The sequence below is a fragment of the Bradyrhizobium sp. Rc3b genome (assembly GCF_900114915.1).
In the GTDB taxonomy this organism is placed as follows: Bacteria; Pseudomonadota; Alphaproteobacteria; order Rhizobiales; family Xanthobacteraceae; genus Bradyrhizobium.
The window spans coordinates 336,921-361,534 of sequence record NZ_FOUS01000001.1; the positions used below are offsets into that span (position 1 = coordinate 336,921).

Sequence of the window (24,614 nt, forward strand, 5' to 3'; positions counted from 1 at the left end):
CCTCACATCTCGCCGGTGATGAACGGATTGGTCATCCGCTCCTGGCCGATGCTGGAGCCGGCGCCGTGGCCGCAGATGAAGCCGACGTCGTCGCCGAGCGGCAGCAGTTTTGTCAAAATCGAGTTGATCAGCGTGGCGTGACTGCCGCCGGGCAAATCGGTGCGCCCGACCGAGCCGGCGAACAGGACGTCGCCGACATGAGCGAAGCGCAGCTCCTTGTTGAAGAACACCACGCTGCCGGGCGAGTGGCCGGGGCAGTGGAAAATATCGAATTGCAAGCTGCCGATCGACACGCTGTCGCCTTCGGCGAGCCAGCGGTCCGGCGCGAAATTGCGCACGCCGGTCATGCCGAAGCGTGCGCCGCTCTCGACCACATTGTCGAGCAGGAACTTGTCCGCTTCATGCGGCCCCTCGATCGGCACCTTCAGCGCATCGCGCAGATCGGCCGCGCCGCCGACATGGTCGATATGGCCGTGGGTCAGCCAGATCTTCTCCACGGTGACGCCGGTCTGCTTGATCGCGTCCAGGATCTTCGGCACGTCCCCGCCGGGATCGATCACCACGGCCTTCTTGCTGGGCTCGTCCCAGATGATGGTGCAGTTCTGCTCGAACAGCGTCACGGGAACGATGATCGCGCCGGCCTTGGCTTGCGAAGAGTCTTGGCTGTTATTTTGCTCGGTCATGGCGCCACAATGCCGATTTTTGCCAGGCCGCCAAGCAAAAGATTCGCCGCCGCGCCCGGGAACAATCGTCACACGGCCGTCCCAATTGGCCTGCCAATTCGAACCGGGGCGGTGTTGTCGCGTTCTCCCGCGCAAGACGCAGATTATGGGTGGTCTTCCCGCATGGCTCAGAGCAACGAAAACTGGTGGCGCGACGGCATCTTCTATCAGATCTACCCGCGCTCCTTTCAGGACTCGAACGGCGACGGCGTCGGCGATCTCGCCGGCATTTTGCAGCGGCTGCCTTACGTCAAATCGCTCGGCGTCGATGCGATCTGGCTGTCACCGATCTTCCCCTCACCGATGGAAGATTTCGGCTATGACATCGCCGACTATACCGGCATCGAGCCGCTGTTCGGCACGATGGAAGATTTCGATGCGCTGATCGCGGCCGCCCACGACAACGGCCTGAAGCTGATCCTCGACCTCGTGCCGAACCACACCTCGGACCAGCATCCCTGGTTCGTCGAGAGCCGCGCCTCGCGCGACAATCCCAAGCGCGACTGGTACATCTGGCGCGATCCGGCACCCGACGGCGGAGTGCCGAACAACTGGCTGTCCGAGTTCGGCGGCAGCGCGTGGCAGTTCGACGAGACCACGGGGCAATATTATTACCACGCCTTCCTCGCCCAGCAGCCGGACCTGAACTGGCGCAATCCCGACGTCCGCGCCGCGATCTACGACGTGATGCGGTTTTGGCTTGAGAAGGGCGTCGACGGCTTTCGCGTCGACGTGATCTGGCACCTGATCAAGGATGCCGAATTCCGCGACAACCCGCCCAATCCGCGTTACGTCGAGGGACGGCCACCGAATGAAAGGATCATGACGCAATACTCCACCGACCAGCCGGAGGTGCATGACGTGATCTCGCAGATGCGGCGTGTCACCAATGAATTCGGAGCCCGCGTGCTGATCGGCGAGATCTATCTGCCGCTGCACCGTCTCATGGCCTATTACGGCAACGATCTCACCGGCGCGCAGATGCCGTTCAATTTCGCGCTGCTCTCGACCTTCTGGAGCGCGCGCTCGATCGAGACGATCATCGAGGATTACGAGAAGGCGCTGCCGCGCGGCGCCTGGCCGAACTGGGTGCTCGGCAATCACGACCGCCCGCGGGTCGCAAGCCGCGTCGGGTCCGAGCAGGCCCGCGTCGCCGCCATGCTGCTGCTGACGCTGCGCGGCACGCCGACGCTCTATTACGGCGACGAGATCGGCATGCACCAGGTGGCGATCGCGCCGGAGGACGTCCGCGACCCCTTCGAGAAGAACGTGCCCGGCATCGGTGTCGGCCGCGACGGCTGCCGCACGCCGATGCAGTGGGATGCGACCGAATTCGCCGGCTTCTCGGCGGCGCGGCCGTGGCTGCCGCTGCCGGAGCACTATGTGCGCGACAATGTCGTCAATCTCGAAGCCGATGCGCGCTCGATCCTCAACCTCTACAAGCGCCTGATCACCCTGCGGAAGAGCGGTCCGCCGCTGGTCGCCGGCGATTATCATCCGATCGCGGCACAAGGCGATCTCCTGATCTATCGCCGCGAAGCCGAAGGGCAGGCGGTGATCGTGGCGCTCAATCTCGGCCCCGATCCGGTCGCGGTGACCACCAGCGCGATCCGTTTCGGCAGCGAGATCTTGCTGTCGACGTTTCTGGATCGCGACGGCGAGCGCATTGAAGGCGTGTTGGATCTGCGTGGCAATGAGGGGGTGATTGTCGCCCCACCCTAGCTGTCGTCCCGGACAAGCGCAGCGCAGATCCGGGACCCATCACCACAGGGAGTTGCTTTGCGAAGACTCGGAGTGACCAGCGCGCCCCACACTTCTCCCTGTGATTATAGGTCCCCGCTTTCGCGGGGACGACAGCGGAGGGTATGGCTGCGATGGAGTATAGCGATGCGTAGATACTCTTACCCCGGATGCTTCTTCCCCCGCACCGTATCCCCGTCGATATCGCTCCGCTTCAACAGATAATCCAGCCCGCCGACGCGGTACCAGCGATACCCATACGGCTCGAGCACGATCCGGTGCTGGCCGCGCTTGTCGGCGTGGCTGTGGTCCTCCGCGAGCAGATTGATCAGGTGCGCGCCGGCCTCGTCCGGCAGCCCGGCTGAGAACGCGATCTCGCGCGGCTTCTCGTCGAGATTATGCACGAACAGCACCGAATTGTTGCGCCAGTCGTAGCGCATGATGAACACGGCGGGATCGCGCACCGGAATGATGGCGAAGTCGCCCCAGCCGACCTCCGGCACTTCTTTCCGCATGCGGACGATGCGCTCGGTCCAGTTCAGCATCGAGTTGGGGTCGCGCCGCTGCTTGGCGACGTTGACGTGCGGGTAGCCGTAAGGCCCCTTGTCGATCACGGGGCAGGCCGGCTTGTTGCTCTTGGTGAAGCCGCCATGCGGTTCGGTCGACCATTGCATCGGCGTGCGCGCGCAATTGCGTTCCGGCAGTGAGAGATCGTCGCCCATCGCGATCTCGTCGCCATAGCGGATCACGGGTGTTCCCGGCAGCGTGCACATCAGGCTGTAGGCGAGCTCGAGCCGTCGGCGGTCGCCGCCGAGCATCGGCGCGAGTCGCCGCCTGATGCCGCGGTCGTACAGCTGCATATCCTTGTCGGGACCGAAATTCCTGAACACGGTGTCGCGCTGCGCCTTGGTCAGCCGTCCCAGATCGAGCTCGTCGTGATTGCGCAGGAACAGGCCCCATTGCGCGGTCGCCGGCCGCGGCTTGGTCGCCTTCAACGCCTTCGCCAACGGCCGCGAATCTGCGGATGCCAGCGCATAGAACAGGTGCTGGTTGACGTGGAAGTTGAACATCATGTGCATGCGGTCGGCATCGCGGCCGAAATATTCCATGTCCGTCTTCGGCAGCACATTGGCTTCGGCGAGGATGATGGCGTCGCCCTGCCGCCATTGCAGGAATTCGCGGAACGCGCGCAGCATGTCGTACTGCTCGACCGGCTTCTTCACCTTCGCGCCCTTCGTCGCGATCACGAAGGGCACGGCATCCATGCGGAAGCCGGAGACGCCGAGCTGGATCCAGAACCCCATGATCTTCAGGATCTCGGCCTGCACATGCGGGTTCGAGGTGTTGAGGTCGGGCTGGAAATCGTAGAAGCGGTGGAAGTAATACGCGCCCGCTTCCTTGTCGCGCGTCCAGGTCGTTTTCTGCACGCCGGGAAACACCATGCCCTTGTCGGCACCGGCCGGCTTCTTGTCGGACCACACATACCAGTCGCGATACGGCGAGTTCTTGTCGCGCCGCGCCTCCTTGAACCAGTGATGCTGATCCGAGGTGTGGTTGACGACGAGATCGATGATGATGCGGATGCCGCGCTGCTTGCAGCCATGGGCGAACTCGACGAAATCGCCGAGCGTGCCGTAACGGGCATCGACGCTGTAATAGTCGGCGATGTCGTAGCCGTCGTCGCGGCCGGGCGAGGTCTGGAACGGCATCAGCCAGATCGTGGTGATGCCGAGGCCGTGCAGATAATCGAGCCGGCGGAGCAGGCCCTTGAAGTCGCCGACGCCGTCGCCGTTGGCGTCCATATAGGAGCCGACGGAAAGGCAGTAGATTACCCCGTTCTTGTACCAGAGATCGTCGATCATCCGCGCAGCCTCGGTGGTTCCGCCGAGGTGCGGCGGCTGCGTGATAAGTTCGTGGGGGAGGGGAGGTTCCGCGTCCCACACACTGTCGTCCCGGGGCCGCCACTTGGCGCGAGCCCGGGACCCGACGGGCGGAGAGAGTGTCCGCCCCAAACGGAATCGGCTATCCTCCCTCCATGGACAATCCCGCCCGTAACATCGCCCTGGTGCCGCCACCCGATCGCCGCCAGTCGGAAACGGCGCTCGCGGTCGCGCGCGGCACCGCGCGGCTCTTACGTTCGCTCGGCTTTACCTGCATCAGCGAATTGCCGCTGCCCTCGGGCCGGCGCGCCGACCTGGTGGCGCTGAACGAGCGCGGCGAGATCTGGATCGTCGAGATCAAATCGTCGGTGGAGGATCTGCGCGCCGATCAGAAATGGCATGAATACCGTGCCCATTGCGACCGGCTGTTCTTCGCCTTCACGCAGGACCTGCCGTGCGAGATCTTTCCGGAAGGCACCGGCCTGATCATCGCCGACGCCTATGGCGCGCACCTGCAATGCGAAGCGCCCGAGCACAAGCTGGCTGCCGCGACGAGGAAGCAGATGACGGTGCGGTTTGGAATGGCGGCAGCCTTACGCATCAACCGCCTGGTCGATCCGCAGGGGCATGCGGAGTTTTGGGAGTAGCGGCGCCGCAAACATCGGTGCCGTAGGGTGGGCAAAGCGAAGCGTGCCCACGATCTCTATCCAGCTCTTACAGATCGTGGGCACGGCGCTTCGCGCCTTTGCCCACCCTACGAGACCTGTCGTTCCGTCATCCCGCGATGTGGCCTGGCCGTTGCCCTTCGAGGGCCGTTGAAGGAGCGGCCACCTCAGGGTGACGGGGATAGGTTGCTGATTGCCGTAAATTACCGCGGCGCGCGTTTGGCCAAAATGCGCTGCAACGTCCTGCGGTGCATGTTGAGCCGCCGCGCCGTTTCCGAAACGTTGCGGTTGCACATCTCGTAGATGCGCTGGATGTGCTCCCAGCGCACGCGGTCGGCGGACATCGGGTTGGTCGGCAGCTCGGATTTCTCCGCGCTGGTCGACAGCAGCGCCGCGACGACGTCGTCGGCATCCGCTGGCTTGGAGAGATAATCGATCGCGCCCATCTTCACCGCGGTGACGGCGGTGGCGATGTTGCCGTAGCCGGTCAGCACGATCGCGCGCGCATCCGGGCGCTTCTTCTTCAGCGCCGAGACCACGTCGAGGCCGTTGCCGTCGCCGAGCCGCAAATCTACTACGGCGAATGCCGGCGCTGCCTTGCCGATCTGCGCAAGACCATCCGAGACGGTGTCGCATGACGTCACCGCAAAGCCGCGCGTTTCCATGGCGCGCGACAACCGCTCCAGGAACGGCTTGTCGTCCTCCACGATGAGCAGCGAGCGGTCGGTCTGTTCGTTCAGTTCGGCGATGGCGTTCAAGGTTTTGTCCTCTCTCCAACGCGACTACATATGGCCTCGCAATCGAGCGGTGCCAAGGCCGCCGATAGTCGATCGGCCCTGTTGTGCGACGCAAGGTCGCGGCCTATCCTATTGTTTCTTCGAGGCTCTCGATAGCCTCAAAACGCTGTCGCGGCCAAGTGATCTGCACCACCGCGCCGTGTTCCGGAAAGATCCGGTTGGTAAACAAGACCTTGGCGCCGGTGCGTTCCAGCAAGGTGCGCGCGATGAACACGCCCAATCCGAGACCGCGTCGCTCACCGCCGCCGTCATCCGTGGTTCGCCGCCGCGACAGATAGGGCTCGCCGATCCGGTTCAGGATATCGGGCGGAATGCCGGGGCCGTCGTCGGAGATCAGAAGCTCGATCGTGTCCTTGTTCCACCACGCGTTCACCTCGACGGTGGTATGGGCGAAATCGACCGCGTTCTCGACGATGTTGCCGACGCCGTACAGGATTGCCGGATTGCGCGAGCCGACCGGCTCGGACACGGCGGCGACCGCGATCCGCACCTTGATCTCGACGCCGAAATCGCGGTGCGGGGCCACCACCTCCTCGATCAGCTCCGACAGCTTCATGCGGTCGAACGGCGCGCCGGTGGAGGAGAGCTGGGTGATCTTGCTCAATATGTCGCGGCAACGCTGGGTCTGCTCGCGCAACGTCTTCAGGTCGGCGGCAAAGCTGGCGTCCTTCACCGTCTTCTCCAGCTCGCGCGAGATCAGGAAGATCGTCGCGAGCGGCGTGCCGAGCTCGTGCGCGGCCGCGGCTGCGAGCCCGTCGAGCTGGGTCAGGTGTTGCTCACGCGTCAGCACCAGCTCGGTCGCGGCCAGCGCGTCCGCAAGCTTGCGCGCCTCCTCGGTCACTTGGAAAGAGTAGAGGCTAGTGACGCCGATCGCGAGCACGATCGAGAGCCAGACGCCGACGAGATAGATCGGCGGCAGCACCAGGGGATCATCGGAATCCCAGGGCAGCGGCAAATGGAAGAAGAACAGCACCGAGGCGCAGGCCACCGCAAGCACGCCGAGGCCGAACGTGAAGCGCGCCGGCAGTGCCGTGGCCGAGATCAGCACCGGCGCCAAGAACAGGAACGAGAACGGGTTCTGCAGTCCGCCGGTGAAGTACAACAGACCGGCCAGTTCCACGATGTTCAGCGCGAGCAGTCCGGCCGCCTGCATCGGCTCCAGCCGCTGCATCGGATTGGCCGCGGTCTGGAGCGCCAGATTCAGTGCTGCCGACAAGGCGATGATGCTGACGCAGGGGACGATCTCGACGTTGAATTCCAACCCCTGCGCCACGATGAAGATCGCGGCGAGCTGGCCCAGCACCGCCAGCCAGCGCAGCCGTAGGATCGTGTCCAGGCGGATATGCCGCTGCGCGTGGCGAAAGTCGGAAGCAGCAATTTCAGTCAGATCGGCCAATGGGGGTGCCTTCCAGATCACAAACGCTGGGCTCGCGGAACCACCGGATTTACAAGCCTTGCGCTATCCGCTGCAATAGCAGAAGAACGACCAGCATGACCGAGAATGACAAGGCTTCAAGTCGGCCCACTGTCGCGGAGCGCAGCTCGTCCGCGGCGATCGCGGTCGAGCACCTCGTCAAGATCTACAAGCAGACCCGCGCGGTCGACGATATCTCCTTTTCGCTGACGCGCGGCAGCATCACCGGGCTTCTGGGCGGCAACGGCGCCGGCAAGACCACGACCATCGCGATGATCATGGGCCTGGTGCTGCCGACCTCCGGCCGCGTGCAGGTGCTCGGACATCGGATGCCGGAGGAGAGCGCTGCCGTGCTGGGGCGGATGAATTTCGAGAGCCCCTATGTCGATATGCCGATGCGGCTCACGGTGCGGCAGAATCTCACCGTGTTCGGCAAGCTCTATGCGGTGAAGAACCTCGCCGGCCGCATTGCCGAGCTCGCGGACGATCTCGATCTCACCGATTTCATCGACCGCGCCAACGGCAAGCTGTCCGCCGGGCAGAAGACCCGCGTCGCGCTCGCCAAGGCGCTGATCAACCGGCCCGAGCTGCTGCTGCTGGACGAGCCGACCGCCTCGCTCGATCCGGATACCGCCGACTGGGTGCGGGCGCATCTGGAGCGTTATCGCAAGGACAACAACGCCACCATCCTTCTGGCCTCGCACAACATGCTCGAGGTCGAGCGGCTGTGCGATCGCGTCATCATCATGAAGCGCGGTCGCATCGAGGACGACGACACGCCGGAGGCGATCATGGCGCGCTACAACCGCACCACGCTGGAGGAGGTGTTTCTGGACGTTGCGCGCGGCCGGGTGAACGGCGCGAAGGAGGCAGCAAGGTGAGCGGGAGCCGTCTTCGTAGCCCGGATAAAGCGAAGCGTAATCCGGGACCCCTGTCGCATGTGGCACGATTCCCGGATTGCGCTGCGCTCCATCCGGGCTACGGGAGCGTGCCATGACCGGCCTCGCCGTCCACCGCGGCATCTCCGTCCATCGCATCGGCGCGATGATCCTGCGCTACTGGTACCTCCTGCTGTCGTCCTGGCCGCGGCTGCTCGAATTGCTGTACTGGCCGGCGCTGCAGGTCATCACCTGGGGCTTCATCCAGTATTACATCGCCGAGAATTCCAATTTCTTCGCGCGCGCCGGCGGCACGCTGATCGGCGCCGTCATCCTCTGGGACATCCTGTTTCGCGGGCAGCTCGGCTTCTCCATCTCGTTCCTGGAGGAGATGTGGGCGCGCAACATCGGCAACCTCATGATGAGCCCCTTGCGGCCGATCGAGTTTCTGCTGTCGCTGATGGTCATGAGCCTGATCCGGCTTGCGATCGGGATCATTCCGATGACCTTGCTCGCGCTGTTCATGTTTCAATTCAATGTCTATGCCCTGGGCCTGCCGCTGATCGCATTCTTCTGCAATCTGATCTTCACGAGCTGGTCGGTCGGCATCTTCGTGTCGGGTCTCGTGCTGCGAAACGGCCTCGGCGCCGAGAGCATCGTCTGGACCCTGATGTTCGCGATCCTGCCGCTCGCCTGCGTCTACTATCCCGTCAGCGTGTTGCCGGTCTGGCTGCAATACGTCGCTTGGGCGTTGCCGCCGACCTATGCCTTCGAGGGGATGCGCGCGCTGCTGATCGAAAACACCTTCCGCGCCGATCTGATGCTGGAGGCGCTGGCCATCAACGCCGTCTTTCTGGTTGCATCTTTTGCATCATTCCTTGCCCTTTTGCGCAGCGCCAAACGGCACGGCTCGCTGCTGTCGGGCGGTGAATAACGTCACTTTCCCGTGGATTCAGGCCGATTTACCCGTCTCCGCCACGTAGATGTACGGAACCATGCATTGACGCAATATTGCGCATTCGGCAGTATGCTGCGATGCGAAGAGGGATATAGCGATGCCTATTGGTGAGTTCGGCGGCGCACCGCCCCTGGCTGCAGAAGGCAGTCCGGTCCTGACGACGCCGATGTACTGGATGTACGAGATGGCGCACGCCTCTCTCAATCCGGCACGTGCGGTCACTGACGCGACCAAGCTGCTGTTTCAGAATCCTCTCAACCCCTGGGCGCGCACCGAGGTCGGCAAGTCGGTTGCCGCGGCCTGCGAATTGTTCGAGCGCACCACGCGCCGCTACGGCAAGCCGGAATGGGGCCTCAACGACACCGAGGTCAATGGCATCCGCGTCCCCGTCGAGATCCGCTCGGTCTGGGAAAAGCCGTTCTGCCGGCTGCTCTACTTCGATCGCAAGTTCGCTCGTCCCCTGCGCAGCCCGCAGCCGCGCGTGCTGATCGTGGCGCCGATGTCCGGGCATTATGCGACGCTGCTCCGCGGGACGGTCGAAGCCTTCCTGCCCGCACATGAGGTCTACATTACCGATTGGGCCGATGCCCGCATGGTGCCGCTCAGCGATGGCCGCTTCGATCTCGACGATTACATCGACTACGTCATCGAGATGCTGCACGTCCTCGGCGGCAACACCCACGTCATGGCGGTGTGCCAGCCCTCCGTGCCGGTGGTCGCCGCCGTTTCGATCATGGAAGCGCGGCGCGATCCCTTCGTGCCGACCTCGATGACGCTGATGGGCGGCCCGATCGACACCCGTCGCAATCCGACGTCGGTGAACAATCTCGCCCAGGAGCGCGGTATCGACTGGTTCCGCAACCACGTCATCACCAAGGTGCCGTTCCCGCATCCCGGCATGATGCGCGACGTCTATCCGGGATTCCTGCAGCTCAACGGCTTCATCAGCATGAATCTCGACCGGCACATGGACGCCCACAAGCAGCTCTTTGCCCATCTGGTGAAGGGCGACGGCGACCTCGTCGACAAGCATCGCGAGTTCTATGACGAATATCTCGCGGTGATGGACCTCTCCGCCGAGTATTACCTGCAGACGGTCGACACCGTTTTCGTGAAACATTCGCTGCCGAAGGGCGAGATGACGCATCGCGGAACACGCGTCGACCCCTCCAAGGTCACGCGCGTGGCGTTGATGACGGTCGAAGGCGAGAACGACGACATCTCGGGTCTCGGTCAGACCGAAGCGACGCACACATTGTGCAGCTCGATCCCCGATCATCGCCGCGTCCATTACGTCCAGAAGGGCGTCGGACATTACGGCGTGTTCAACGGTTCGCGCTTCAAGTCGGAAATCGTTCCGCGGATCCATGACTTCATGGTCTCAGCTGCGAATCCGAGCTCATTGCAGGCTCTCGCGGCCGAATAACCTTCGTTTTCGGCTTTCCCGTCGAAAATTCAGGCCCCGCCGGAGGCTCCGGCCGGGCCTGGTTCTCTTCAGATTCGCGGTATTTAGGTAGCTTTATAGGAGTGAGTCTTCCCTCACCCCTTGGGGGTGCCGCATGCGTCCAGCGGGGGGCGAAAAAAGCCGGTTCCAACCCCAGTCTGTAGGGTCTCCCGGACGTCAGACCGCTGTATATTGGGCAAATGATTTGTTTTTGCGCCGAGTGCTTTCCCTGGCGGCGGTTATGGCAGAATCCGGGCGCCCTCCTGCCCCCCGGACTGACAGACATGGCCACTCGCGCTCTCCTCTATCGGCGGCCCCACGAACCCAAGACCGTCCTGATCACCCATGGATCGCAATTTTTTGCCATCCGATTGCGCCGGCACCGCCGTGCGCGCCGCTACACGCTGAGAATTCACCCCAGCGATCGCGAAGCCATCCTCACCATGCCGCCGCGCGGCACGCTGGCCGAGGCGAAAGACTTCGCGCAGCGCCACGGTGCGTGGATCGCGGCGCGCCTCGGTCGCTTGCCGAAGGCTGCGCCGTTCCAGCCGGGCACGGTGATACCGCTCCGTGGCACCCCGCATCGCATCGTTCATCGCGCCGGCACGCGCGGCACCGTGTGGACCGAGATGCGCGACAGCGGTGAGCGCATTCTCTGCGTCGCCGGCGGGCTCGAGCATGTCGATCGCCGCGTCAGTGACTTCCTCAAGCGCGAGGCGCGCCGCGACCTTCAGCGATCGGCGGAGGCTTACGCCGCCGAGCTCGGTGTCAGGGTCAAGCGCCTCTCGATCCGCGATCAGTCCAGCCGCTGGGGTTCCTGCACCTCGGCCGGATCGCTGTCGTTCTCCTGGCGCCTGATCCTGGCGCCGCCCTTCGTGCTCGACTACCTCGCCGCGCACGAGGTCGCTCATCTCGTCGAGATGAACCACTCGGCGCGGTTCTGGCGCGTGTGCGGAAAAGTCTGCCCGTCGATGGAGCGCGCCAAGAAGTGGCTCGATACCTACGGCAACGATCTGCACCGGTATGGGGTCGAGGATTAGGGACGCGCTGCAAACGTCTTGAAAGGTGTCATCGCCCGGCTTTGACCGGGCGATCCATTAGGCCGAGACGGCGCTGATTGAATCGAGAAGCCGCGGCGTGCTGGATTCCCCGCTTTCGCGGGGAATGACAGCGGAGAGTGGAGCGGCTGGTGTTTTTGCTTTTGGGGAGTAGCTCACCTCGGTTGATCCTGCCGTGATTGGCAGGATTTGTCGAAGTGGTGGAGCTGACTCGAGGCGCAGTTCAGGCGTCTGTGCGGCCCGCGCAAGCCGTTGATATCGTTAGCGCGGGCTACTGTGCATGGGGTTGTTTTCGCAGTTTTTGTCTTGAGGCCACGCGGACCTCAGGCCGCGCCTAACGGTTTCCGCCAAACAGCCGGTCCATCAGCCAGCCATCGAGCCCTGCCGCAGCCTCCGGCCGCGCATTGGCGCGCGTCGGCGGTGGGCGATAGCCGCCATTGCTTGCGGGTGCCGGCCCGGGCGCTGCCACTGTCGGCGGCGACACCTGCGAAGCCGCCTGCGCGAGGTTCGACAGGCCCCAGCCACCTTGTGTGCTCGGCAATGCCGCCACCGGCACACCCTCGTGCGCGGTGCGCATGAAGCGCGACCAGACTTCCACCGGCAGGCCGCCGCCGGTCGCCTTCTTGGTCGGCGAATTGTCGTCATTGCCGAGCCAGACGCCGGTGACGAGGCTTGCGGTGTAGCCGATGAACCAGGCGTCGCGGTAATCCTGGCTGGTGCCGGTCTTGCCGGCCGCGGGCCAGCCCGGGATCTCGGCCTTCTTGGCGGTGCCTGATATCAGCGTCTCGCGCATCATCGCGTTCATCATGCCGACATAGCGGGGGTCGATGACCTGATTGCGCTCCTCAGGCTGGCGCATGTAGAGCAGCTTGCCGCCCAGCGTCTTGATCCGCGTGACGACGTGCGGCGTCACCGCGAGACCGCCATTGGCGAAAGGCGCATAGGCGCCGACCAGCTCGACCACCGAGACTTCCGACGTGCCGAGCGCGATCGAGGCGTTGGGCTCGAGCTTGGAGGAGATGCCGAGCCGGTGAGCGGTGCGCACCACATTCTTCGGTCCGACCTCGAGGCCGAGGCGAATGGCGACGGTGTTGAGCGACATCGCCAGCGCCTGCGTCAGCGTCACCGCGCCGAAATATTCATGAGTGTAGTTCTCGGGTCGCCAGCCCTTGACCTCGATTGGCGCGTCCTGGCGCATCGTATCAGGCGTCAGGCCCTGCTCGAGCGCGGTCAGATAGACGAACGGCTTGAACGAGGAGCCCGGCTGGCGCTTTGCCGTCACAGCGCGGTTGTACTGGCTCTCGGAATAGTTCCGCCCGCCCACCATGGCGCGCACCGCACCATCCGGCGTCATCGCCACCAGCGCTCCCTGGCTGACATTGAACTTCACGCTCTTGGCCGCGAGCTCGTCGATGATGGCGGCTTCCGCCACGCTCTGCAGTTTCGGATCGATCGTGGTCTCGACCTTGATGCTCTCGTCGATCTGGCCGACCAGATCGTCCAGCACCTCGCCGATCCAGTCGGCGACGTAATTGACCGTCCCGGCGCCGACCGGTTTCACATTGTAGGAGGGATGGCCGATCGAGGCCTGCGCTTGTGCATCGGTGATGAACTTCGCGTCCGCCATCGCCGCGAGCACGATTTGCGCGCGGGCTTCGGCGCCTTCGGGGTTGCGGTTCGGCGCGAGGCGCGAGGGCGATTTGACAAGACCGGCTAGCATCGCGGCCTCGGCAACCGTGACGTTCTTCGCCGACTTGCCGAAATATTTCTGCGCGGCGGCTTCGACGCCATAGGCGCCGGAGCCAAAATAGACGCGGTTGAGATAGAGCTCCAGGATCTCGTTCTTGGAATGCTTGCGTTCGAGCCAGATCGCGAGCTCCACCTCCTGCAGCTTGCGCTGCATGGTGCGCTCCTGGGTCAGGAACAGGTTCTTGGCGAGCTGCTGCGTCAGCGTCGAGCCGCCTTGCGAGACGCCGCGATGCATGACGTTGGTGACGAGGGCGCGCAGGATGCCGATCGGGTCGATGCCGAAATGCGAATAGAAGCGGCGGTCCTCGATGGCGATGAATGCCTTGGGCAGGTAAGGCGGCAGGTCCTTCAGCGAGACATTGGCGCCGGCCATCTCGCCGCGTTGCGCCAGCATGCTGCCGTCGATGCCGACGATCTGGATCGTCGGCGGCCGCTTGGGGATCTCCAGCGACTGGATCGGCGGCAGATGGGCGCCGACATAGATGACGACGCCGATCACGGCGATCGCGCCCCACAGACCGAGCACCGCGCCCCAATAGACCAGGCGGCCGATGCTGGCGCCGATGCGCGATTTGGTGCGCCGCTTGGCACCGCTGCGGCTGGCCGGCGCCTTCCGTTCGCGCGGCGGCTCGTCGCCGGAATCCTCGTTTTTGCGCTTGGCGGATGATTTCGTTGATTTCTTCGGCTTGTCGTCGCCGCCGGGAATGCGGTCCGCAGGGGTCAGGCGCAGATCGGCGAGCGCCGCGGGCAAGCCGAACAGCGGCTCCTTCCGCCCACCCTTTTTCTTTCCCCACGCCATACGCAAAAACGCCCGGTCAGCCCGCCCCGCCGCACGCTAGCGGTCGCTGTTTAAGGCCCGGTTACCCCGGCGTTAACGCGTGATTAGGAGGTGAGGCATTCGCACCCCGCAGTTCCGCTGTTTTGGCGCCGGAGCTAGGATCAGCGGCACAAAAAGAGGGAGTGCTCATGGGCCATATCGATCCGACCAAGGAGATTTTCGCGCAATTCCGGGAGAACGACCGTCCCGGGCCGATCCACATGCTCAACCTGGTGCGTCTGCGCAAGGAGGCGGCCTATCCGGATGGCCGCAAGGCAAGCGGCGCCGAAGCCTACGCGGCCTATGGCCGCGAGAGCGGCCCGGTGTTCGAACGCCTCGGCGGCCGCATCATCTGGCAGGGCAGATTCGAGCTGATGCTGATCGGCCCGCAGGACGAGCGCTGGGACCATTGCTTCATCGCCGAATATCCTGATGTCGGAGCCTTCGTCGAGATGATCCGCGATCCCGTCTACCGCGAGGCGGTCAAGCATCGCCAGGCCGCAGTGGAGGACTCGCGGCTGATTCGGCACGCCGTGCTGCCGATCGGGAAGAATTTTGGAGAGATACCGGAGTAGCTCGTAGGGTGGGTAAAGCCCCGGGGTGCGCGAATGCGCATCCCGGGGCGTGCCCACGACTTTCGTCGCGATTGTGGAGAGATGGTGGGCACGGCGCTTGCGCGCCTTTGCCCACCCTACGAAGTGCGTGCGAAGCTAACCCGCCGGACCCGCATCCTCCAGGATCGGGCCGAACAGCTCCCAGCGCTCGCCGTTGAACTTCATCATCTGAAGCTGCTTGTTGACGCGGTAGTCGGTCGCCGAGGTGTTGGCCTTGATGCCGGGCAGCGCGGTGTCGCCGATGAAGTCCTTCAGCGAGGCGGCCTGCTTCATGACATTCTCGCGCGTCAGGTTGTCGCCGCACTGCTTCAGCACGTGCACCAGCAGCTGGGCGGTGCCGTAGCCATAGGTGTTGAAGCTCGAATCCTTGTCGCCGTCAGGATAGTACTTCGCCATGAAGTCGAAATATTTCTTCATGCCGGCATCGTCCTTCCAGGCCGGATCGAGCGGATCCTTGCCGTAGTTGACGCTGATCACGCCCTTGGATGCCTCCAGGCCCGCCGGCTTCATCACCGCACCGACCGAAGTGGCGTTGATGTCGACGATCTGCACCGGATGCCAGCCCATCTCCGCGATCTTCTTGATCGCCTGCGCGGCCTGCTTCGGCGTGGTCGCGCTGAAGAACAGGTCGGCGCCGGCATCCTTGATCTTGAGAATCTGCGAGTCGACGGTCGGATCGGAGACCTCGTAGGACGCTTCCGTCACGATCATCTTGCCAGCCTTGTCGCCGAGGCCGGCCTTGATGCCGTTCAGATAGTCCTTGCCGAGATCGTCGTTCTGATAAAGCACGCCGATCTTGGCGTTCGGATGCTCCTTCAGGACGTACTGGCCGTAGATGCGGCCCTCGACGAAATAGTTCGGGTTGTAGCCCATGGTCCAAGGGAAGTTCTTGGGATCGGTGAACTTCGAGGCGCCGGTGGCGGCGAACAGCTGCGGCACCTTCTTGGAGTTGAGATATTTCTGCACGGCTGCGTTCGACGGCGTGCCGACGATCTGGAAGGTCAGCAGCACCTCGTCGCTCTCGACGAGCTTGCGCACCTGCTCCACCGCCTTCGGCGGCGAATAGGCGTCGTCATACTGGATCAGGTTGATCTTGCGACCGTTGACGCCGCCCTGGTCGTTGATCATCTTGAAATAGGCGGCCTGCGTCTTGCCGATCGTGGCATAGGCTGATGCCGGCCCCGAGAACGGCACAGTCTGTCCGACCTTGATCTCGGTGTCGCTGGCGCCCGGATCATATTTCTTCTGGGCATTGGCCGCTGAAATTGACAGCGCCAGAGCAAGCGCCGTGGCCGCGGCCAGATGCAGCATTCCATTCCTCATTCGCAATTCCCTCAGTTGTTATTGCCGATGATCTCTCGGCGCGCGCTTGCGCATCCGATGCCATCGCTGAGGGCGAGTGTGGAGGAACGATTGTTGCGACGCAAGGTGGGCGTTCGTAGGGTGGGTTAGCCTTGCGGGCTGCGCGAAGTGCAGTCCGCTGGGCGCAACCCGCCCTACGAGATCGGGACTAGCCCGACGGTCCCGTGTCCTCGATGATCGGTCCGAACAGCTCCCAGCGTTCGCCGTTGAACTTCATCATCTGCATCTGCTTGTTGACGCGGAAGTCGTTCGGCCCGGTATTGATCTTGATGCCGGGCAGCGCGAAGCTCGGCGTGAAGTCCTTGATGTTGGCGACCTGCTTCATGATGTTCTCACGGGTCAGATCGTCGCCGCATTGCTTCAGGACCTGCACCAGCAGCTCCGCCACGGAATAGGCGTAGGTGTTGACGGTGTTGAGCTTGTCGCCTTCCGGGAAATACTTGTCCATGAAAGCGAAGAAGGCCTTCACGCCGGGATCGTCCTTCCACTGGGGATCGCTGGGCTCCTTGCCATATTGGGTCGAGATGATGCCCTTGGAGATGTCGAGGCCGGCCGGCTTCAGCGTTGCCGAGATCGGGCTCGCATTGATGTCGAGGATGTGCACCGGCGTCCAGCCGAGGTCGGCGAGCTTCTTGATCGCCTGTGCCGCGAATTTCGGCGTCGAGGCATCGAAGAACACGTCGACGCCCATCGACTTCAGCTTGACCACCTGGGAATCGACCGTCGGGTCGGTGACCTCGTAGGAGACCTCGCCGACGATCATGCTTGCGGCCTTGTCGCCGAGGCCGCTCTTGAGGCCCGCGAGATAGTCGCGGCCCATGTCGTCGTTCTGGTAGAGCACGCCGATCTTGGCGTTCGGATGCTCCTTGAGAATGTATTTGGCGTAGATGCGTCCCTCGGACACGTAGTTGGGATTGTAGGCGATGGTCCAGGGATAGTTCTGCGGATCGTTGAAGCGGGCCGCGCCGGTCGAGGCCAGCAACTGCGGCACCTTCTTGCCGTTGAGATATTTTTGCACGGCGGCGTTGGCCGCGGTGCCGATCAGCTGGAAGGTGAACAGCACCTCGTCGCCCTCGACGAGCTTGCGCACCTGCTCTACCGTCTTCGGCGGCGAATAGGCGTCATCATACTGGATCAGATTGATCTTGCGGCCGTTGATGCCGCCCTGATCGTTGATCATCTTGAAGTAGGCGGCCTGGGTCTTGCCGATATTGGCGTAGACGGAGTAGGCGCCGGAGAACGGCACGGTCTGGCCGATCTTGATCTCGGTGTCGGTCGCCCCGGTGTCGTATTTCTTCTGGGCGAAGGCTTGGCTTACGAAGGCTTGGTTCGCGGAGAACGCGAAGGCGAGCGCTGTCGTGGCAGCTAAGAAGGCTCTGCGATTGGTCATGTTGGTTGTTCCTCCTGACGGAATTTTCGGCCGATGGTCTTTTCCCGTCGATTGCAACGGTCGCCATCGCTGCCGAAGATTGTGGAGGAAGGTTCGCCGCCGCGCAAGGATCGCGGCGCTGCGCCGTAGCGTCTCAGGCCGAGGGGGCAGGCGTCTCAGGCCAGGAACAACGCGACCAGCGCGACCGCCGCCGGCAGCGCCTGCACCATCAGGATGCGGCTGCTGACGGTCGCGGCGCCATAGGCGCCGGCCACGATCACGCAAAGCAGGAAGAACGCCTTGATCTGGAATGCGAAGGCCGGGTTGCCGTGGACCAGACCCCAGATCAGGCCGGCGGCGAGGAAGCCGTTATAGAGGCCCTGATTGGCGGCCAGCACCTTCGTGATCTCGGCCTTCTCCGGCGTATTGCGAAACACCTTCAGGCCCTGCGGCTTGTCCCAGAGGAACATCTCCAGGATCAGGAAAAAGACGTGCAGCGCGGCGACCAGCGCCACCAGGATATTGGCGATCAGGATCAAGTTGAGCTCCCCCAGCGTCAGCTTTCGGGTGGACGATAGCACGGCCGGCATGGCAAGTGCGATGGCATGTTTCGATGCTATGGTGCCACCATGCCCGGGCGATCAACCAAACCGTCTGCAAGCTTCGGCCTCGATCGCCTGACGACGCCGATCGGGATTGCTCTGCTCGTCACCGATGCCGAGGGTGCGCTACGCGCACTGGACTGGGAAGACTATGAGCATCGCATGCGCGAGCTCTTGCGCTTGCACTACGGTGCGGTCGATCTCAGCGACCGGCCTGCGCCTGCATCCATGCGAACGGCGTTATCGGGTTACTTCGAAGGCGATCTCGGTCAGCTCTCGGCCATCGCATGGCGTATCGCCGGCACGCCGTTTCAGCAGAAGGTCTGGAACGCGCTGGCTCACATCCCCGCCGGCACCACGATGAGCTACAGCGCGCTGGCCGCAAAGATCGATGTGCCAAAAGCCATTCGTGCCGTCGGTCATGCCAACGGCTCCAATCCGATCAGCGTGGTGCTGCCCTGCCACCGCTTGATCGGCGCCGACGGTTCGCTGGTGAAATACGGCGGCGGGCTCGAGCGCAAGCGCTGGCTGCTGCGGCATGAGGGAGTGCAGGTTTAGGTCTCTCTCCTCGTCATTCCGGGGGCGCCGCGCAAGCGGCGAGCTATGGTGCGCAATTGCGCACCTGAGAATCCATCCTGCCACCGACTCCGCGGATGAATGGATTCCGGGTTCGCACTACGCGCTCCCCGGAATGACAGACTATATCACGCCGCCGGCTGGACCGCCTTGTCGCCGGCCATCACATGGGTCAGCGCGCTCTTGATCGCGGCCTGGCGGGTCGGCGCGCTGATCTGCGCACCCAGGAGGTCGGTGACGTAGAACACGTCGCGGGCGCGCTCGCCGAAGGTCGCGACATGGGCGGAGGCGATGTTGAGGTTGAGCTTCGAGATCGCGGTGGTCAGCTCGTAGAGCAGGCCGGGCCGGTCGAGGCCGGAGACCTCGATCACGGTGTAGCGGTCGGACCATTGGTTGTTGATGGTCACCTCAGGCTCGATCACGAAGGGCCGTGCCTTGCTGCGCACCGTGCGCCGCGCCACCACTTCAGGCAGGCGCAGCTTGCCTTCCAGCACGTCCTCGATCATCTCGCCGATGCGTGTGGCGCGCCGTCCCTCGTCCTCGTCGCGGTCGTATTCGCGCGAGATCGAGATGGTGTCGAGCGCGCGGCCGTCGGTCGTGGTGTAGATCTGGGCGTCGACGATGTTGGCGCCGGCCGAGGCGCAGGCGCCGGCGATGATCGACAGCAGCCAGGGATGGTCGGCCGCGAAGATCGTCAGCTCGGTGACGCCGCGCACCTCGTCGAAGCCGACATTGATCGCGAGCTTGTGGCCGGCCTGTTCGCTGGAGCGGACGAAGCGGGCGTGGCGGATTTTTCGCGGCAGCTCGACCTTGAGCCAGTAGGCCGGATAGTGCCGGCCGATATAGGCATCGAGCTCCTCCGCCGGCCATTCGGCGAAGGCATTTCGGAATTCAGCGTAGGCGGCGGTGAGGCGCTTGCCGCGGTCGACCTCCGAGAAGCCGCCGGTCAGCACCGGTTCGGTCTCGTAGTACAGCGAGCGCAAGAGCTGCGCCTTCCAGCCGTTCCACACCCCGGGACCGACGCCACGGATGTCGGCGGTGGTCAGGATCGTCAGCAACTTCATCTGCTCGACCGACTGCACCACGGCGGCGAAATTCTCGATGGTCTTGCGATCCGAGAGGTCGCGCGACTGCGCGACCGTGGACATCGTCAGATGCTCCTCGATCAGCCAGGCGATGAGCTCGGTGTCGGCCGGGCTGAACCCAAGCCGCGGGCACAGCCGCCGCGCCACCTTGGCGCCGGCGATCGAGTGGTCCTCCGGCCGGCCCTTGGCGACGTCGTGCAGCAGGGTTGCGATGTAGATCACCGACCGGTGCTCGGGCCGGGACTTGCGCATCAGGTCGCTGGCCAAAGCGAATTCCTCGATGCCGCCGCGCTCGATGTCCTGGAGGAAGCCGATGCAGCGGATCAGGTGCTCGTCGACGGTGTAGTGATGATACATGTTGAACTGCATCATCGAGACGATCTTGCCGAAGGCACGGATGAATTGGCCGAGCACGCCGGTCTCGTTCATCCGCCGCAGCACGATCTCGGCGTTGTCGGAGGTCAGGATCTCCATGAACAGCCGGTTGGCCTCGGGATTCTCGCGCATCTGCGCGTTGATCAGGCCGAGCGACCGCGTCACGTCGCGCATCGCATCCGGATGGAAGGCGAGGTTGTTCTTCTGCGCGAGGCGGAAGATCCGGATCAGATTGACCGGGTCGTGCTTGAACACGTCGGGCGCGGCGACATTGATGCGGTTGTTGTCGACGATGAAGTCGTCGCTGTCGGGGACGCGCCGCTTCGCCGCGGTCGGCCGCAGCCGCGCCATCATCCGGCTCAGGACCGGCGCGGGCTTGGCCTGCTGGTCCTCGAGCTTGGCGCAGAGGATGGCGGTGAGGTTGCCGACTTCCTTGGCGACCAGGAAGTAGTGCTTCATGAAGCGCTCGACGTCCTGCATGCCGGGATGCGAGGTGTAGCCGAGCCGCACAGCGATCTCGCGCTGGAGGTCGAAGGAGAGACGCTCTTCGGCGCGGCCGGAGTAGAAATGCAGATTGCAGCGCACCGACCAGAGGAAATCGGCGCAGCGGCGGAAGCTGCGGTATTCCTGCGCATCGAACACGCCGCGCTCGACCAGCTCGCCGGTGTCGCGGACGCGGTAGACGTATTTGGCGATCCAGAACAGCGTGTGCAGGTCGCGCAAGGCGCCCTTGCCGTCCTTGACGTTGGGCTCGACCAGATAGCGCGACTGGCCGCCGCGGCGGTGCCGCTCTTCGCGCTCGGCGAGCTTGGCTGTGACGAATTCCGATGCGGTGCCCTGCACGACCTCCTTGTCGAAGCGCGCGACCAGCTCCTCATAGAGCGGCTTGTCGCCGGTGAGGAAGCGCGTCTCCAGGATCGCGGTGCGGATGGTCATGTCGCCGCGCGCCTGCCGGATCGACTCGTCCACTGATCGCGTGGCGTGGCCGACCTTCAGCCCCATGTCCCAGAGGCAATAGAGGATAGCTTCGGCGACCTGCTCGCCCCAGGCGGTCTGCTTGTAGGGCAGGATGAACAACAGGTCGATGTCGGATTCGGGCGCCATCAGGCCGCGGCCGTAGCCGCCGGTCGCGACCACCGCCATGCGCTCCGCGCCACTCGGGATCGGCGAGCGATAGAGATGGCGGGTCGCCGCCGAATACAGGATGCGGATGATCTCGTCCTGCACATGACAGAGCCGCTCGGCGCAGCGACGGCCGTGGCGGTCCTTCAGAAGGATTTCCTGTGCCGCGGCGCGTGCCGCGATCAGCTCGGCCTTGAGCAATTGCGCCATGGCCGTGCGGAACGCGTCCTCGCGTCCCTGGTGCTTTTCGGCAAGCGCATCGACCGCGGCGGTGATCCGCGCAGTGTCGAAACGATCATCCACCTCGGCCTTGTGCTCAGTCGCGACGCTGTCCATGTCCCACCGGATATAAGAGGTGACAGGCGCTGTCACCCGCCATTCTCTGGCAATAGTCGTTCCATGCTGGAAAGGCGCGGCTTTGGGCAAATCTGTTCTCGGCCGGCGCGCTTTCGAGGGGCGGATTTTCTCGTTGACCTCTAGATATAACTCATTGAAAAACAATGAAGTTTTGGAGGAGGCTGGGCATGACCGGAATTACACGACGCATTCTGTTGGCGGGAGCGGTTGCGCTCGCCGTGACCCCCGCGGCCAAGGCGGCCGATCCGCTCAAGGAAATCCGCATCGACTGGGCAACTTACAATCCGGTGTCGATGGTTCTGAAGCAGAAGGGGCTCCTTGAGAAGGAGTTCGCCAAGGACGGCATCACCGTCACCTGGGTGCAGTCGGCCGGCTCCAACAAGGCGCTCGAATTCCTCAATGCCGGCTCGATCGATTTCGGCTCGACCGCGGGTTCGGCGGCGCTGGTCGCCCGCATCAACGGCAACCCGATCAAGTCGATCTATGTCTATTCGCGCCCTGAGTGGACGGCGCTGGTGACATCGAAGGATTCCAAGATTGCCGGCGTCGCAGACCTCAAGGGCAAGCGCGTCGCGGTGACGCGCGGCACCGATCCGCACATCTTCCTGGTGCGCGCGCTGTTGGGAGCGGGGCTCACCGAAAAGGACATCACCCCGGTGCTGCTCCAGCACGCCGACGGCAAGACCGCGCTGATCCGCGGCGACGTCGATGCCTGGGCCGGCCTCGATCCGATGATGGCGCAGGCCGAGGTCGAAGAGAGCGCAAAGCTGTTCTACCGCAAGGCCGAAGCCAACACCTGGGGCATCCTCAATGTGCGCGAGCAGTTTTTGAAGGACTATCCCGACGCTGCCCGCCGCGTCCTCGCCGTGTACGAAGAGGCGCGCAAATATTCGCTGGCCAATTACGACGAGCTGAAGAAGACCTTCATCGCGGTCACAAAACTCCCCGAGGCCGTCGTCGACAAGCAGCTCAAGGAGCGCACCGAGCTCACCCACAGCCGCATCGGCGCGCCCCAGCGCGAATCGATCCTCGCCGCCGGCCTCGCCCTCCAGCAAGCCGGTGTCGTCGATGCCAAGGTCGACGTGAAGGCGACGCTGGATGCGTTGATCGACGATCAGGTCCCGCTGCCGACGAATTGATCTTCTCTTACCCTCCCCTGGAGGGGGAGGGTCGATCGCGCGTAGCGCGAGCGGGGCGGGATGATCTCTCCTCTCGGGCAGTCCCGTGAGGAGAGGTCACCCCGCCCCGCTGTGCATTTCGCTTCGCTGCATGCCCACGACCCTCCCCCTCCAGGGGAGGGTAAGAGGCACCCTTGCATTCCCTGACCGGACGCGCTTGCTAATGGCCATGATCTCCGACGCGCCAGCCTTGCAACAACCCTCGGAACCCGCCGAAAGCGCCGCCGCGCCCTCGCGCATGGCGCGCTATGCGCGGCCGATACTGGGGCTGCTGCTGCCGCTCGCGCTCGCGCTTGGCTGGGAGCTCGTGGTGTGGCTCGGCTGGTCCAACGGCCGGCTGGTGCCGCCGCCTTCGCGCGTCTTTGCCACCATCGCCGAGCTTGCCCGCTCCGGCGAACTGGTTCGCCACGTCATAGCGACGCTGTGGCGCGTCGGGCTCGGCTTCGCCTTCGGCGTGATCGCAGGCACGATGTTGGGGGCCGTCTCCGGCTACTGGTCGCTGGCGCGCCGGCTGCTCGATCCGACCGTGCAGGCGCTGCGCGCGATTCCCTCGCTCGCCTGGGTGCCCCTGTTCATCCTCTGGCTCGGCATCTTCGAGACCTCGAAGGTCGCGCTGATCGCGGTCGGCGTGTTCTTTCCGGTCTATCTCGGCGTGATGGGCGCGATACTCTCAGTCGATCGCAAGATCGTGGAGGTCGGCCGCACCTTCCGCCTGTCCGGCCCGGCGATGATCCGCCGCATCCTCTTGCCGGCGGTGCTGCCGGCCTATGTCGTGTCCTTGCGCGTCGGTCTCGGCCTCGGCTGGATGTTCGTGGTCGCGGCCGAGCTGATCGGCGCCTCCGAAGGCCTCGGCTATCTCCTGCTCGACGGCCAGCAGCTCGGCAAGCCCGCGCAGATCCTCGCAGCCATCGTGATCTTCGCCATCCTCGGCAAGCTCACGGACTGGTTGATCGAGGTCGCGGCCGCGCCTTTCCTGCGCTGGCAGGACGCCTTCGGGCGCGCGAAGGGAGCTTGAGGCGATGCTGGCGCTCGACCGGGTCAGCAAGACCTATCCCAACGGCGTGCAGGCGCTTTCACGCTTCTCCGCTGAAATCAGGCTGGGCGAGATCATCGCCATCATCGGCGGCTCCGGCTGTGGCAAGTCCACGCTGCTGCGTGCCATCGCCGGCCTCGATCGCGCCAGCGCTGGCACGGTGACGCTCGACAACGAGGCGATCGTCTCGCCGCATGCCAAGATCGGCATCATCTTCCAGGAGCCGCGGCTGCTACCCTGGCTCAGCGTCGCCGACAATATCGGTTTTGGACTCGCCGATCTGCCCGCGGCCGAGCGCCGCGAGAAGGTCGCGCGTGCGCTCGAACGCGTCGGGCTGGCGGAAAAGGCGCAGGCCTGGCCGCGCGAGCTCTCCGGCGGACAGGCGCAGCGGGTTGCGATCGCACGCGCGCTGGTGCCGCAGCCGGAGGTGCTGCTGCTCGACGAGCCGTTCTCCGCGCTCGATGCCTTCACCCGCAGGGATCTCCAGGATCATCTGCTCGACCTCTGGGCGGACACGCGGCCGACCCTCATCCTCGTCACACACGACGTCGACGAGGCCGTGGTGCTGGCCGACCGCGTGCTGGTGATGCGGCCGCGGCCGGGCCGGTTGTTCGACCAGATCGAGATCAATCTCGGCCGGCCGCGCGACCGCAATTCGCCGCTGTTCGAGAATTTCAAGCGAAGTGTGCTGACGTCACTCGACCGTTCGCTTGACCGCAACGTGCCCGACCGTGACGCAACCCAGGGTCCCGGTCAGGCCATGTGGTGGTGACAATTTCGCTCTGAACCGGTACATCGAGGGTCAATTTTCCGGGAGAG

The 24,614-nt window shown here is 64.1% G+C and carries 20 protein-coding genes; 11 read left to right on the plus strand and 9 right to left on the minus strand.

The annotated features are described in order from the left end of the window. Positions 1 to 2 precede the first annotated feature (2 nt). Positions 3 to 683 (minus strand): MBL fold metallo-hydrolase, encoded by a 681-nt coding sequence (locus tag BM190_RS01615; RefSeq protein ID WP_018319513.1) that lies wholly within the window; start codon positions 681 to 683, stop codon positions 3 to 5. A 162-nt stretch (positions 684 to 845) separates the two neighbouring features. Here BM190_RS01615 and BM190_RS01620 point away from each other — a divergent pair, with 162 nt between their 5' ends. After that, entirely contained in the window at positions 846 to 2,444 is a 1,599-nt protein-coding gene (locus BM190_RS01620) for an alpha-amylase family glycosyl hydrolase (RefSeq protein WP_092251557.1), read from the plus strand. Between the two features lie 179 nt (positions 2,445 to 2,623). Here BM190_RS01620 and BM190_RS01625 read toward each other — a convergent pair whose 3' ends face one another. Further along, positions 2,624 to 4,324, minus strand: coding sequence for an alpha-amylase family protein (locus BM190_RS01625; protein ID WP_092251558.1), 1,701 nt, complete (start codon positions 4,322 to 4,324; stop codon positions 2,624 to 2,626). 173 nt (positions 4,325 to 4,497) lie between these two features. Between BM190_RS01625 and BM190_RS01630 the strand changes: the two genes are divergently transcribed. After that, positions 4,498 to 4,989, plus strand: a complete 492-nt coding sequence (locus BM190_RS01630; RefSeq protein WP_092251559.1) for an MmcB family DNA repair protein — start codon at positions 4,498 to 4,500, stop codon at positions 4,987 to 4,989. Positions 4,990 to 5,210: 221 nt separating this feature from the next. On the opposite strand, the gene BM190_RS01635 is transcribed toward BM190_RS01630, so the two are convergent. Both BM190_RS01635 and BM190_RS01640 read right to left on the minus strand, forming a co-directional pair. Next, positions 5,211 to 5,765, minus strand: a complete 555-nt coding sequence (locus BM190_RS01635) for an ActR/PrrA/RegA family redox response regulator transcription factor (RefSeq protein WP_008141807.1) — start codon at positions 5,763 to 5,765, stop codon at positions 5,211 to 5,213. 103 nt (positions 5,766 to 5,868) lie between these two features. Beyond that, a complete protein-coding gene (locus tag BM190_RS01640) occupies positions 5,869 to 7,191 on the minus strand; it encodes an ActS/PrrB/RegB family redox-sensitive histidine kinase (protein ID WP_092251936.1) in 1,323 nt (440 codons plus the stop codon). Between the two features lie 104 nt (positions 7,192 to 7,295). On the opposite strand from BM190_RS01640, the gene BM190_RS01645 reads away from it, so the two are divergent. The 4 genes from BM190_RS01645 to BM190_RS01660 all read left to right on the plus strand — a co-directional run bounded on the left by BM190_RS01645 (position 7,296) and on the right by BM190_RS01660 (position 11,538). Beyond that, positions 7,296 to 8,099 (plus strand): ABC transporter ATP-binding protein, encoded by an 804-nt coding sequence (locus BM190_RS01645; protein ID WP_092251560.1) that lies wholly within the window; start codon positions 7,296 to 7,298, stop codon positions 8,097 to 8,099. A gap of 112 nt (positions 8,100 to 8,211) precedes the next feature. Beyond that, positions 8,212 to 9,030, plus strand: coding sequence for an ABC transporter permease (locus tag BM190_RS01650; RefSeq protein ID WP_092251561.1), 819 nt, complete (start codon positions 8,212 to 8,214; stop codon positions 9,028 to 9,030). Between the two features lie 121 nt (positions 9,031 to 9,151). Then, a complete protein-coding gene (locus tag BM190_RS01655) occupies positions 9,152 to 10,480 on the plus strand; it encodes a polyhydroxyalkanoate depolymerase (RefSeq protein WP_092251562.1) in 1,329 nt (442 codons plus the stop codon). 218 nt (positions 10,481 to 10,698) lie between these two features. Continuing rightward, complete coding sequence (locus BM190_RS01660; RefSeq protein WP_092251563.1) at positions 10,699 to 11,538, plus strand: M48 family metallopeptidase; 840 nt, start codon at positions 10,699 to 10,701, stop codon at positions 11,536 to 11,538. A 352-nt stretch (positions 11,539 to 11,890) separates the two neighbouring features. On the opposite strand, the gene BM190_RS01665 is transcribed toward BM190_RS01660, so the two are convergent. After that, the gene (locus BM190_RS01665; protein ID WP_092251564.1) at positions 11,891 to 14,104 is read right to left on the minus strand and encodes a transglycosylase domain-containing protein; all 2,214 of its coding nucleotides are present in this window, start codon (positions 14,102 to 14,104) and stop codon (positions 11,891 to 11,893) included. Between the two features lie 167 nt (positions 14,105 to 14,271). On the opposite strand from BM190_RS01665, the gene BM190_RS01670 reads away from it, so the two are divergent. Beyond that, the gene (locus BM190_RS01670; RefSeq protein WP_092251565.1) at positions 14,272 to 14,697 is read left to right on the plus strand and encodes a DUF1330 domain-containing protein; all 426 of its coding nucleotides are present in this window, start codon (positions 14,272 to 14,274) and stop codon (positions 14,695 to 14,697) included. Between the two features lie 135 nt (positions 14,698 to 14,832). Here the strand turns inward: BM190_RS01670 and BM190_RS01675 are convergent, their stop codons facing one another. The 3 genes from BM190_RS01675 to BM190_RS01685 all read right to left on the minus strand — a co-directional run bounded on the left by BM190_RS01675 (position 14,833) and on the right by BM190_RS01685 (position 18,057). After that, positions 14,833 to 16,059 carry an ABC transporter substrate-binding protein gene (locus BM190_RS01675; protein ID WP_092251566.1) on the minus strand — a complete coding sequence of 409 codons (1,227 nt, stop codon included), beginning with the start codon at positions 16,057 to 16,059 and terminating at the stop codon, positions 14,833 to 14,835. A gap of 187 nt (positions 16,060 to 16,246) precedes the next feature. Beyond that, positions 16,247 to 17,488 (minus strand): ABC transporter substrate-binding protein, encoded by a 1,242-nt coding sequence (locus BM190_RS01680; protein ID WP_038970676.1) that lies wholly within the window; start codon positions 17,486 to 17,488, stop codon positions 16,247 to 16,249. A 155-nt stretch (positions 17,489 to 17,643) separates the two neighbouring features. After that, positions 17,644 to 18,057 carry a DUF1304 domain-containing protein gene (locus BM190_RS01685; RefSeq protein ID WP_018319526.1) on the minus strand — a complete coding sequence of 138 codons (414 nt, stop codon included), beginning with the start codon at positions 18,055 to 18,057 and terminating at the stop codon, positions 17,644 to 17,646. A 39-nt stretch (positions 18,058 to 18,096) separates the two neighbouring features. Between BM190_RS01685 and BM190_RS01690 the strand changes: the two genes are divergently transcribed. After that, entirely contained in the window at positions 18,097 to 18,627 is a 531-nt protein-coding gene (locus tag BM190_RS01690) for a methylated-DNA--[protein]-cysteine S-methyltransferase (protein ID WP_092251938.1), read from the plus strand. 146 nt (positions 18,628 to 18,773) lie between these two features. Here the strand turns inward: BM190_RS01690 and BM190_RS01695 are convergent, their stop codons facing one another. Further along, the gene (locus BM190_RS01695) at positions 18,774 to 21,563 is read right to left on the minus strand and encodes a [protein-PII] uridylyltransferase (RefSeq protein WP_018319530.1); all 2,790 of its coding nucleotides are present in this window, start codon (positions 21,561 to 21,563) and stop codon (positions 18,774 to 18,776) included. A 188-nt stretch (positions 21,564 to 21,751) separates the two neighbouring features. Between BM190_RS01695 and BM190_RS01700 the strand changes: the two genes are divergently transcribed. The 3 genes from BM190_RS01700 to BM190_RS01710 all read left to right on the plus strand — a co-directional run bounded on the left by BM190_RS01700 (position 21,752) and on the right by BM190_RS01710 (position 24,567). Continuing rightward, on the plus strand, positions 21,752 to 22,723 hold the full coding sequence (locus BM190_RS01700; RefSeq protein WP_177236850.1) for an aliphatic sulfonate ABC transporter substrate-binding protein: 972 nt from the start codon (positions 21,752 to 21,754) through the stop codon (positions 22,721 to 22,723). A gap of 208 nt (positions 22,724 to 22,931) precedes the next feature. After that, a complete protein-coding gene (locus BM190_RS01705) occupies positions 22,932 to 23,777 on the plus strand; it encodes an ABC transporter permease (protein ID WP_092251940.1) in 846 nt (281 codons plus the stop codon). A 4-nt stretch (positions 23,778 to 23,781) separates the two neighbouring features. Further along, a complete protein-coding gene (locus BM190_RS01710; protein ID WP_018319533.1) occupies positions 23,782 to 24,567 on the plus strand; it encodes an ABC transporter ATP-binding protein in 786 nt (261 codons plus the stop codon). The last annotated feature ends 47 nt before the right edge of the window (positions 24,568 to 24,614 follow it).

What these genes read in the sequence shown, in the direction of transcription:
- BM190_RS01615 (WP_018319513.1), bottom strand. Translation starts at nt 683, where the DNA reads ATGACCGAGCAAAATAACAGCCAAGACTCTTCGCAAGCCAAGGCCGGC.
- BM190_RS01620 (WP_092251557.1), top strand. Translation starts at nt 846, where the DNA reads ATGGCTCAGAGCAACGAAAACTGGTGGCGCGACGGCATCTTCTATCAG.
- BM190_RS01625 (WP_092251558.1), bottom strand. Translation starts at nt 4,324, where the DNA reads ATGATCGACGATCTCTGGTACAAGAACGGGGTAATCTACTGCCTTTCC.
- BM190_RS01630 (WP_092251559.1), top strand. Translation starts at nt 4,498, where the DNA reads ATGGACAATCCCGCCCGTAACATCGCCCTGGTGCCGCCACCCGATCGC.
- BM190_RS01645 (WP_092251560.1), top strand. Translation starts at nt 7,296, where the DNA reads ATGACCGAGAATGACAAGGCTTCAAGTCGGCCCACTGTCGCGGAGCGC.
- BM190_RS01650 (WP_092251561.1), top strand. Translation starts at nt 8,212, where the DNA reads ATGACCGGCCTCGCCGTCCACCGCGGCATCTCCGTCCATCGCATCGGC.
- BM190_RS01655 (WP_092251562.1), top strand. Translation starts at nt 9,152, where the DNA reads ATGCCTATTGGTGAGTTCGGCGGCGCACCGCCCCTGGCTGCAGAAGGC.
- BM190_RS01660 (WP_092251563.1), top strand. Translation starts at nt 10,699, where the DNA reads ATGATTTGTTTTTGCGCCGAGTGCTTTCCCTGGCGGCGGTTATGGCAG.
- BM190_RS01665 (WP_092251564.1), bottom strand. Translation starts at nt 14,104, where the DNA reads ATGGCGTGGGGAAAGAAAAAGGGTGGGCGGAAGGAGCCGCTGTTCGGC.
- BM190_RS01670 (WP_092251565.1), top strand. Translation starts at nt 14,272, where the DNA reads ATGGGCCATATCGATCCGACCAAGGAGATTTTCGCGCAATTCCGGGAG.
- BM190_RS01675 (WP_092251566.1), bottom strand. Translation starts at nt 16,059, where the DNA reads ATGAGGAATGGAATGCTGCATCTGGCCGCGGCCACGGCGCTTGCTCTG.
- BM190_RS01680 (WP_038970676.1), bottom strand. Translation starts at nt 17,488, where the DNA reads ATGACCAATCGCAGAGCCTTCTTAGCTGCCACGACAGCGCTCGCCTTC.
- BM190_RS01685 (WP_018319526.1), bottom strand. Translation starts at nt 18,057, where the DNA reads ATGCCGGCCGTGCTATCGTCCACCCGAAAGCTGACGCTGGGGGAGCTC.
- BM190_RS01690 (WP_092251938.1), top strand. Translation starts at nt 18,097, where the DNA reads ATGCCCGGGCGATCAACCAAACCGTCTGCAAGCTTCGGCCTCGATCGC.
- BM190_RS01695 (WP_018319530.1), bottom strand. Translation starts at nt 21,563, where the DNA reads ATGGACAGCGTCGCGACTGAGCACAAGGCCGAGGTGGATGATCGTTTC.
- BM190_RS01700 (WP_177236850.1), top strand. Translation starts at nt 21,752, where the DNA reads ATGACCGGAATTACACGACGCATTCTGTTGGCGGGAGCGGTTGCGCTC.
- BM190_RS01705 (WP_092251940.1), top strand. Translation starts at nt 22,932, where the DNA reads ATGATCTCCGACGCGCCAGCCTTGCAACAACCCTCGGAACCCGCCGAA.
- BM190_RS01710 (WP_018319533.1), top strand. Translation starts at nt 23,782, where the DNA reads ATGCTGGCGCTCGACCGGGTCAGCAAGACCTATCCCAACGGCGTGCAG.